The sequence below is a fragment of the Aneurinibacillus aneurinilyticus ATCC 12856 genome (genome assembly GCF_000466385.1).
GTDB classification, from domain to species: domain Bacteria; phylum Bacillota; class Bacilli; order Aneurinibacillales; family Aneurinibacillaceae; genus Aneurinibacillus; species Aneurinibacillus aneurinilyticus.
Map to the genome: position 1 here is coordinate 19632 of NZ_KE952840.1, position 8797 is coordinate 28428.

Genomic DNA, 8797 nt, shown 5'->3' on the forward strand with positions numbered 1-8797 from the left:
CCTCTTTTATATACATCTTATTTGATAAATCGACACATTTTTATGGTAGGAGGTAAGAAAAAGACACGCTGGCCTTCCTTCTGCCGGAGCGCAGGGTGCATCCTCAGCCACACGCCCCTGTCCAAATATCAAGTATAATTTTCATAGAACTATTTTACCACCTATGATTCTCCTTAAATAAGGAATATTTAATATTGAAATATATTTTTCATATATTTAATAGGTCTTTTTTTCCTTTGTCGAATATTGTACTATTGTATTTGTACCTAAATCATAATAGGAATAAATAGGTGAGTTGGTGATAGAATGCTTGTTTCAGGCTTGCCAGGCTACTATCTTATATATTTTTTATTAACGCTGCTATTCTATATTGTTCTAAGAAAAAAGATTCAAGCTATTAAGTCCATATTCATTTTTTTTGTTGGGTCTATCGTTGTCGGGTCTATTGCTCCGTTAGCGTTCCTATTGTTTGGCAATGGAATTGGATTTTCATTCATAGCTGGCAGTACGATAGCTCTTTGCGTTGGATTTTTCGCCTATAAACAGAAGAAAAACGTCTTGTTGCATGAGCAAGAAGAGAGTGCAGAAGATGAAGGCGAAATAGGGCAAGAGGAAATCGCCAAGCCATCTCTAGTTACAGTAGATGCAAAAAGGCATAGTGAACAAGCAAACGTATTATCGCCAGCTGCACCCCATACGGAAGAGCCTGATACGCAGGCGGAAGTCGATCGGCTACTTGCAGAATTGCTTCATCATGATACGGCATCTTTGGAACAAGAGAAGCCAATAGAGGGTGGTAAAGTATTTCAAGAGAATAAGCAGGACTCATTAGCAGCAGAAAATGAACTTCTAAAGCTTAATGATATTTTTAAAGAAGAACCTTCATATGAAAGTATTGATTCCCCCACTAAAATCGAGCCTCAGATGCAAGATGGGGAAAAAACATTGCCTTCACCTAAAGCCGAAATGGAAAAGATACCTACAGATGAAAGCCTGTATCTTCCTTTATCAAAAGAAAACGAGGAATTGAAAAGTGGGGAAGAAGAGCTTCCACAATATACTTTTGAAGAGAAGACAGAACAGGAATCAAATATTCCAGACATGAGAGATGAACATATTTACACGCCTGAAATGGAAGAGAATTTGTATTATTCGGATTTGGAAGCGGTGCTGGCGGAGGAAGAAGGTCATAAAGATTATACAATACCAGCCTCTAACGCACTTGAAGAAGGAGAAGAAAATGAAGTAAAAGATACTATGATGAAAGAAGAAACATCATCCGGTACGAGTAAGGCTGATAGTATACCAGAATGGTCTTTTGCAGGTATGGAAGAAAATTTTTCAGAGTTTGTCAACTCTACAGAGAAAGAGTTTTCCGATACAGGAGATCAAACAAATAAGCAGACAGCTTTGGAATGGAATCTGCTGGATGAAGATGAAGAACCGCAACATGTATCGGAGGAAGCACAAACCGGGCTAAGTAAAGAGGTAAACTTTATACCCGAAGACATTGCCATAGTACAGGAATACTTTTTGAAAGCTTCGTCCGCTTTAGAAAAAAGCAATTATGAGGAAGCATTAATTAATTTACAGCAAGCATTGGACTATAAAGTTCCTTTTGAAGCACGAGCCATGCTTGTTGAAGATTATTTGTTTTTACTAAAAGAGATGGGATTATACAAACGAGGAATTAGTGAGTTAGAGAAGCTTCGTTCTTATATTGTAGAAATAATGCCGGAAGGTGAACGCCGAGCTAAGGCGATTGAGGACGTTTCCAAGCAAATCTGTTATATCCAGATAGTTACTGAAATGCTGGAGCAGGAAGGAAAGCCTAATCTGCCCTGGTCTCTTATTCCGCATTTTATTATTGAACAGGCAGAGAAGAGTATGGTTGAATAAAAATTCTCCTGCTTGCTAAACATTAGTAAATTAGATAAAAGGAGTCGGTTCAAGTGAGACAGAGTCAGCAATTGATAGGCATGCCGATTATAAGCATTATGGACGGAAAAGAAATTGGAAAGGTAAAGAGCTTGTTGGTGAACCCGGAGTCAGGAAAGGTAGAATTCCTCGTTATTCATAATGAGCGCTGGACGCTCGGGGTAAAAGTGCTTCCATTCCGACAGGTGCAAGGGCTTGGTGATTATGCTGTTATGACGGAAAGTGAATCTGCTGTGATCGATTTATCAGAAGACACCCTCGCTAATGAATTAAAGACAAAGGGTGTAAGTATTATTGGTAACCGCGTAATTACTGCGGCAGGCCAATTTCTTGGAGAGGTAGTCGAATATTATGTAAATGCTGAAAGCGGAAAAGTGGAAGGCTGTGTTGTTGAAAAAGAATCGAATGATCAGCAAGTGCTAAACGCTGAATTCATTATTACAATGGGGAAAGAAATTTTGATTGTGAAAAAAGAAAGCGTCGAAAACCTGATAAATAAATCTGAATTTGATCACATGTCTGTTCCACAGGCAAATCAAGAGGAAGTGGATCGAGTGGACAAACCTCTGATTTTCTCGAAAGATACCGTAAATATTACAGGTAAGCGTGTGACAGCTGATGTGTATGATGAGAATGGTGATGTGATCGTACCAGAGGGCGAGGTCGTAACTGAAGATATAGTCGAACGTGTAAAGCGTATCGGAAGAAACAAACTTGTCGAGCTAACATTGAAAATTGCCGAATAGATAGGAACCGTAGACGGATAGAAGGATGGCGGGAGAGGTGGTGGAGCAACGATGCTCCAGCGTATAAGCAGGACGCAATTTTTATCTGTTTTATTGCTTATGATAATACAGACTGTCGTTATTAGCGGTACAGCTCTTTATTTATCAGGTGCACTCAAAGAGCAAACACAACAGAAAAGCATGTATCAACAGACGGTAACAGTCGGCGGTATTAGTATCGGCGGTCTCAATGCAGAAGAGGCAGAGGCGAAAATCGAGAAGGTTCTGGGAGAGGTACAGAAAAAAGGTACGCTGCAAATTATGATGGAAAAGCAGTCCTTTCCCATACCTTTAAAGGATATTCAGATTAAGTATAATGTGCCAAGTTCACTTCGCGAGGCACAGCGGACTTCGGAAGAATTAACAGGTGTATGGGGAATGTGGAAGAAATGGCGTGGAACGTCTCCGCCTCCTCATCTTCCTCTATATGTCACGTTTAACGAGGAAAAGCTAACGGCTATCATTAATGAGATCGCACGTAATGTAAATCGGCCGGCTGAACCCGCCCGGGCAAGTGTAGATGGCACGTCCATCTTCATATTACCTGAAAAAGCAGGCTATGTAGTAGACATTCCCGGAACCATAAGTGCGATTCGCGAACAGCTACAGGAGGAAGTTCAGATAGGTCGAGCCTCTCTCGTAGTCGAAAAGGACATCCCTCAGATTACAAAGGAAAGTTTAAAAGATATCAAAGTCATGCTTGCTGATTACAGCACACCTATAGCATCCACACCTAATCGTTTATTTAATGCAGAACAGGCGGCTAAATTACTCAATGGTGTTGTATTGCTGCCAGGTCAGACCTTTTCTTTTTTTGAGAAAGCAGGCCCGTTTACAGAGGCAAAAGGCTATATTTCCACGAGCATTCAAAATGATGAAGATGCGCAGGATGGAGTGATGGGTGGAGCGATTCAGGTTGCTTCTACCTTATACATTGCCGCAGCGAAAAGCGGGCTCTCTATTATAGAACGCCATAATAATGTTCGTCCCATAGCATCAATTCCGCTTGGATATGATGCATTCGTACGGGATAAGGAAGTTGATTTGCGATTTGTTAATCGTTTCAAACAGCCTGTTTACATGTATGCGGAAGTAAAAGATACGCAGCTACGAGTTGCACTGTTTGGTGCTAAGGCGATTGCGAACGGCAGTATTGAAGTGAAAGAAGAGAATAAAATAGCACCGGAAACGATTGTGCGCAGCGATAAATCGTTAGGGCCAGGGCAGGAGAAAATTATTCGCCGTGGCAAGGAGGGTGTTCGGGTTAAAGTCTTTTTAACGCATTCTAATGAAAAAGGAATACCAAAAAGGGAATTACTTTCAGATGACTATTATAAACCGTTGCATAACATTGTGGCGTTTGGTCCGATCCCTGAAAATATGAAAAATAAAGCCCAGCAGCAAACACCAAATCCCCCGGAAAGCGAACCATCCGTTGCTCCGGAACCTTCACAGGATAAGGCTTCTAATTCTACAGATAAGCAGCAAGAGCAACCATCCAATTCTCAAAAGAAGGGGAATGTCTATACCTTTTAAGCATGGGGGAAAGATGCATGGAGAAGAAACGACTCGGAGACATATTAATTGAAACGGGTATTATTTCTGAAGCGCAATTAAAGGAAGCGCTTGATGAGCAGAAGAAATTAAAAATAAAGCTGGGAGATGCGCTTCTTAGCAAAGGGTTTATTAATGAGCAGCAGTTGATTGAGATTCTTGAGTTTCAACTTGGCATTCCTCATGTAAGCTTGTACCGATATAAGCTTGATGCTTCTTTGTCTGGTATTCTTCCAGAGGATATTGCAAAACGTTATCTTGTTGTCCCGCTAAAGCGTGATGAGGAAAAACTGACGGTTGCTATGGTAGACCCGCTTGATTATTTTGCAATTGATGAAATGCGGATTAGTACAGGCTGCTCAATTGTTCCGGTCATCGCTACAAAGGAAGAAGTTCAGCGAGCGATTGCCCGTATGTACGGTATGCAAGGCTCGGTTAAAGAGTTAATGGATGACATGGCTCAGAAGATTACAGTAGAAGAAGAAAGTCTGCTGGCTGAAGATTCTCCGATTGTTCGTCTTGTATCTCAGATGTTTGAACAGGCTGTGCAACTGCGGGCGAGTGACATTCATATCGATCCGCAGGAGGATGGTATTCGTATGCGTTACCGGATTGATGGCGTGATACGTACTGAACGTATACTCCCCAGTCATATGAGCGGTATTCTTACAGCCCGCCTCAAGATTATGTCTAATCTTAACATTGCGGAGCGCCGCCTGCCACAAGATGGAAGAATTGAGCTTCATATCGGCTTTAAGGACATCGATGTACGTGTTTCCACGTTGCCTACCGTACATGGTGAGAAAATTGTTATGCGGTTACTGGATACTACGAATGCATTAATCGATCTGGAAAAGCTGGGCTTAACAAAGCGGAATCTTACGATTTTTCGCGATTTAATCAGCAGACCGAATGGCATTCTACTTGTTACTGGTCCGACCGGTAGCGGGAAATCATCGACTTTGTATGCGGCACTTAATCATCTAAACGAGGACTCTGTGAATATTATCACAGTTGAAGATCCTGTTGAATATCAACTCGAAGGCATTAATCAAGTACAAGTGAACGCAAACATTGGTATGACATTTGCTTCTGCTCTTCGTTCGATTTTACGACAGGATCCCGATATCGTAATGGTAGGTGAGATCCGTGATACAGAGACAGCCGAAATCGCGATTCGGGCCGCTTTAACCGGACACCTTGTGCTCAGTACTTTGCACACGAATGATGCAGTCAGCAGTATAACCCGGTTAATTGATATGGGAATTCCTCCGTTTTTAATCGCATCTTCGGTTAATGGAGTGCTAGCTCAACGGCTTGTACGTAAAATATGTCCACAGTGCAAGCAAAGCTATACACCAAGGGAGGATGAAAAAGAGTTATTTGCTAAACGGGGCTTGAAAGTCGAGCAATTGTGGCGCGGGATAGGATGTGGCAGCTGTAATTCAACAGGGTACCGGGGGAGAATGGCTGTACACGAAATCTTCCGTATGGATGATATGCTGCAGCAGATGATTACGAAACAAATGCCTGCTGCCGAATATAAGAAGTATGCCTTACGCAATGGAATGATTTTATTATTTGATGATGGCCTTTTAAAAGTAAAACAGGGGTTAACTACCATCGAAGAGCTATACAGAATTTCCACCAGGGAATGATAAATTTATTTTTGTGGGTGAGGAAATTATGGCTGAACTTGATATTAATAAGCTGCTTCGTTATGCGTTTGAGAAAAGGGCTTCCGATCTTCATATTACCGCAGGATCGGCGCCAATTTTTCGGCTTGATGGAGAATTACGCCGCCTTGATGTGAGTCCGTTAATGCCGCCGGATACGGAAGTAATTGCCAGGGAAGTAATGGGGGAAGAGCTTTTTCAGAGCTTTAAGGATGAGGGAGAGGCTGATTTTTCATATGGAATACCGGGAATTTCCCGCTTTCGGGTTAATGCCTATCATCAGCGTAAGAGCATTAGCCTTGTATTCCGGGTCATTCCAACAGAAATACCAACACTCGAAAAATTAAATATGCCAAAAATCCTTGAGAAGCTATGTCATAAACCGCAAGGACTTGTGCTTGTTACCGGACCTACTGGTAGCGGGAAATCGACAACGCTTGCTGCAATGCTCGATTATATTAATCGTAATATGCGTAAGCATATTATCACATTGGAAGATCCGATTGAATACTTGCACCGTCATAAGAGCTGCATTGTGAATCAGCGTGAAATAGGCTTTGACACAGTAGATTTTGCGACTGGACTGCGGGCTTCCCTTCGGCAGGATCCAGATGTCATTCTGGTGGGTGAGATGCGTGATTTGGAGACGATTAGCACTGCTATTACAGCAGCGGAAACCGGGCACTTAGTTTTTGCTACCCTTCACACCCCGGATGCACCGCAAACGATTGACCGGATTATCGATGTGTTTCCTGGTCCTCAACAGCCGCAGATGCGTATCCAATTGGCCTCAGTGTTGCTTAGTGTCGTATCGCAGCGGTTGTTTCCGAAGGTTGGTGGCGGTCGGATCGCCGCAACGGAAATTCTTGTCAACACGCCAGCCGTCAGCAATTTGATTCGTATGGAAAAAGTACACCAAATCCGCAGCATTATGCAAACAGGACGCGAAATGGGCATGCATACGTTGGAGATGTCGATTAACGAATTGGTTGCACAAGGTGCTCTCATGAAGGAAACGGTGAAGAACTACCTTAATGAAAAGGTGCTGGAATAGATGGCTACGTTCGCATATGAGGCGAGGGAGAGGGATGGTAAAAAGCAAAAAGGAATGATTGAGGCAGCTACCCAGAACGCTGCAATTATCGAGCTAAAAAAACGCGGGCTAATCGTACTTCGGGTAAAGGAAGAAAAGAAAACGGTTCTGCAGATGGAAATTCAGATCGGCAAGCCGGTAAAACCCCAGGAATTTGTCGTTTTTCTCCGGCAATTCGCCACGCTTATTCGCGCAGGTGTAGGGCTGGTAGAAGCGGTGCATACGCTTGCTGCACAGACCGAGAAGAAGCAGTTTAGAAAAGTGCTGGAAGAGATTGAAGCAGATATTCGTAACGGGATTCAATTATCGGAAGCTGCCTCAAGGCATCCAAAAGTGTTTGAACCGTTGTTTATTAGTATGGTACGAGCTGGTGAAGCCTCCGGTAGTATGGAGATTATATTTGACAGGCTGGCCTTTTTCTATGAGAAATCGTACTACACGAAAGAGAAGGTAAAATCAGCGATGGCGTATCCGCTCGTTATGCTTGTGCTGGCGATTGGTGTTACGGTTTATTTGCTGACAAATGTAGTTCCTACGTTTGTCGGCATGTTTCAGAGCTTAAATGCGGAGCTTCCTGCGATTACAAAACTGGTTTTGAATGTAAGTAATAGTATTACATACACTTGGTACATTTATATTATATCGGGGATGATTTTATGGGTAATTTTTCATATTTTTGCCACAACTGAATATGGACATAAATTCCTAGATTATGCTAAACTAAAAATGCCTGTTTTCGGTAGATTATTCCAGAAAAGTTCGCTGGCGAGGATGAGTCGTACCTTAAGCACATTGTTTGCAAGCTCCGTTCCCATTCTACAGGCATTAAGTATTGTAGAAGAGGTTGTGGACAATAAGGTGATAGGAGACACATTAGCGAATGCGAGAGACAGTCTGCGGCAGGGACAGCCGCTGTCTGAACCGTTAAAGGGCTCCTGGGTATTTCCTCCTTTGGTTACACGCATGATTTCTATTGGGGAAGAGACAGGGGCATTGGAGACAATGCTGGATAAGATCGCCGACTTTTATGAAGCGGAGGTGGATAATCAGGTAGATAAGATTAAGGCGCTAATTGAGCCGATTATGATTGTCATACTTGCTGTCCTAATCGGGACCATTGTTCTGGCAATTATGATTCCTATGTTTGATATGTATTCACATATTAAATAAAAATTTAAGGGGGAGACAAACATGGTTCTTCGCATGAAGAAAGTATTGAAGGAACAGCGTGGTTTAACATTAATTGAACTGTTGGCCGTTGTCGTTATTTTAGGTATTATTGCAGCAATTGCCGTACCGGCGATTGGAGCATTAATTGAAAACTCTAAAAAAGATGCTACAATTGCGAATGCAGTACAGATGGTTAATGCGGCAAAGTTATATAGATCGAGTCAAAACTCGGAAGTTACAACCCTAAGCTTAAAGACACTCATTGAAGCAGGGCACATTGAAAAGTTTCTTGATCCTTTTAAAGGAACATATGATGAAGACAACTCTATAGTTGAAGTTACTAAAACGCTAGGAACGGGTGGAAATGCCTCTACTTATGAATATAAAGTAACATTGATTTCTGATAAGGCGACAATCACAGGAAAAGACCCGACTAACCTTGCAAGAAAAGATGTGGAGTTAAAGTAGAGTTGGATTTTTAATTCGATATAATTCTCAAATTTAGAAATACAACTATAAAAAGTATAGAAAGGCTTCCTTTTCTAATATGAGCGTTTTGCATAATTTTCGCTCTTAGAGCC

Annotated in this window: 7 protein-coding genes; all 7 read left to right on the forward strand. The window is 42.0% G+C overall.

Translation table 11 applies throughout. The features are described from left to right. Positions 1-306 precede the first annotated feature (306 nt). Genes HMPREF0083_RS17280 through HMPREF0083_RS17310 form a run of 7 tightly spaced genes read left to right on the forward strand, consistent with a single transcriptional unit; the run spans position 307 to position 8684 of the window. Positions 307-1899: a hypothetical protein gene (locus tag HMPREF0083_RS17280; protein WP_021622908.1), complete on the forward strand. Its 1593-nt coding sequence runs from the start codon at positions 307-309 to the stop codon at positions 1897-1899. Between the two features lie 53 nt (positions 1900-1952). Further along, positions 1953-2684: a PRC-barrel domain-containing protein gene (locus tag HMPREF0083_RS17285; protein WP_051354703.1), complete on the forward strand. Its 732-nt coding sequence runs from the start codon at positions 1953-1955 to the stop codon at positions 2682-2684. 51 nt (positions 2685-2735) lie between these two features. Beyond that, positions 2736-4259: a VanW family protein gene (locus HMPREF0083_RS17290; RefSeq protein ID WP_021622910.1), complete on the forward strand. Its 1524-nt coding sequence runs from the start codon at positions 2736-2738 to the stop codon at positions 4257-4259. Between the two features lie 17 nt (positions 4260-4276). Then, a complete protein-coding gene (gspE, locus tag HMPREF0083_RS17295; RefSeq protein WP_040303401.1) occupies positions 4277-5935 on the forward strand; it encodes a type II secretion system ATPase GspE in 1659 nt (552 codons plus the stop codon). A 28-nt stretch (positions 5936-5963) separates the two neighbouring features. Then, a complete protein-coding gene (locus tag HMPREF0083_RS17300; protein WP_040303404.1) occupies positions 5964-7007 on the forward strand; it encodes a type IV pilus twitching motility protein PilT in 1044 nt (347 codons plus the stop codon). Continuing rightward, positions 7008-8216 (forward strand): type II secretion system F family protein, encoded by a 1209-nt coding sequence (locus HMPREF0083_RS17305; protein ID WP_021622913.1) that lies wholly within the window; start codon positions 7008-7010, stop codon positions 8214-8216. It abuts the gene before it with no gap. A 21-nt stretch (positions 8217-8237) separates the two neighbouring features. Further along, a complete protein-coding gene (locus tag HMPREF0083_RS17310) occupies positions 8238-8684 on the forward strand; it encodes a prepilin-type N-terminal cleavage/methylation domain-containing protein (RefSeq protein ID WP_021622914.1) in 447 nt (148 codons plus the stop codon). The last annotated feature ends 113 nt before the right edge of the window (positions 8685-8797 follow it).

Excerpts from the sequence above, each read along its gene's own strand:
- HMPREF0083_RS17280 (WP_021622908.1), top strand. The coding sequence starts at position 307 with ATGCTTGTTTCAGGCTTGCCAGGCTACTATCTTATATATTTTTTATTA.
- HMPREF0083_RS17290 (WP_021622910.1), top strand. The coding sequence starts at position 2,736 with ATGCTCCAGCGTATAAGCAGGACGCAATTTTTATCTGTTTTATTGCTT.
- gspE (WP_040303401.1), top strand. The coding sequence starts at position 4,277 with ATGGAGAAGAAACGACTCGGAGACATATTAATTGAAACGGGTATTATT.
- HMPREF0083_RS17300 (WP_040303404.1), top strand. The coding sequence starts at position 5,964 with ATGGCTGAACTTGATATTAATAAGCTGCTTCGTTATGCGTTTGAGAAA.
- HMPREF0083_RS17305 (WP_021622913.1), top strand. The coding sequence starts at position 7,008 with ATGGCTACGTTCGCATATGAGGCGAGGGAGAGGGATGGTAAAAAGCAA.
- HMPREF0083_RS17310 (WP_021622914.1), top strand. The coding sequence starts at position 8,238 with ATGGTTCTTCGCATGAAGAAAGTATTGAAGGAACAGCGTGGTTTAACA.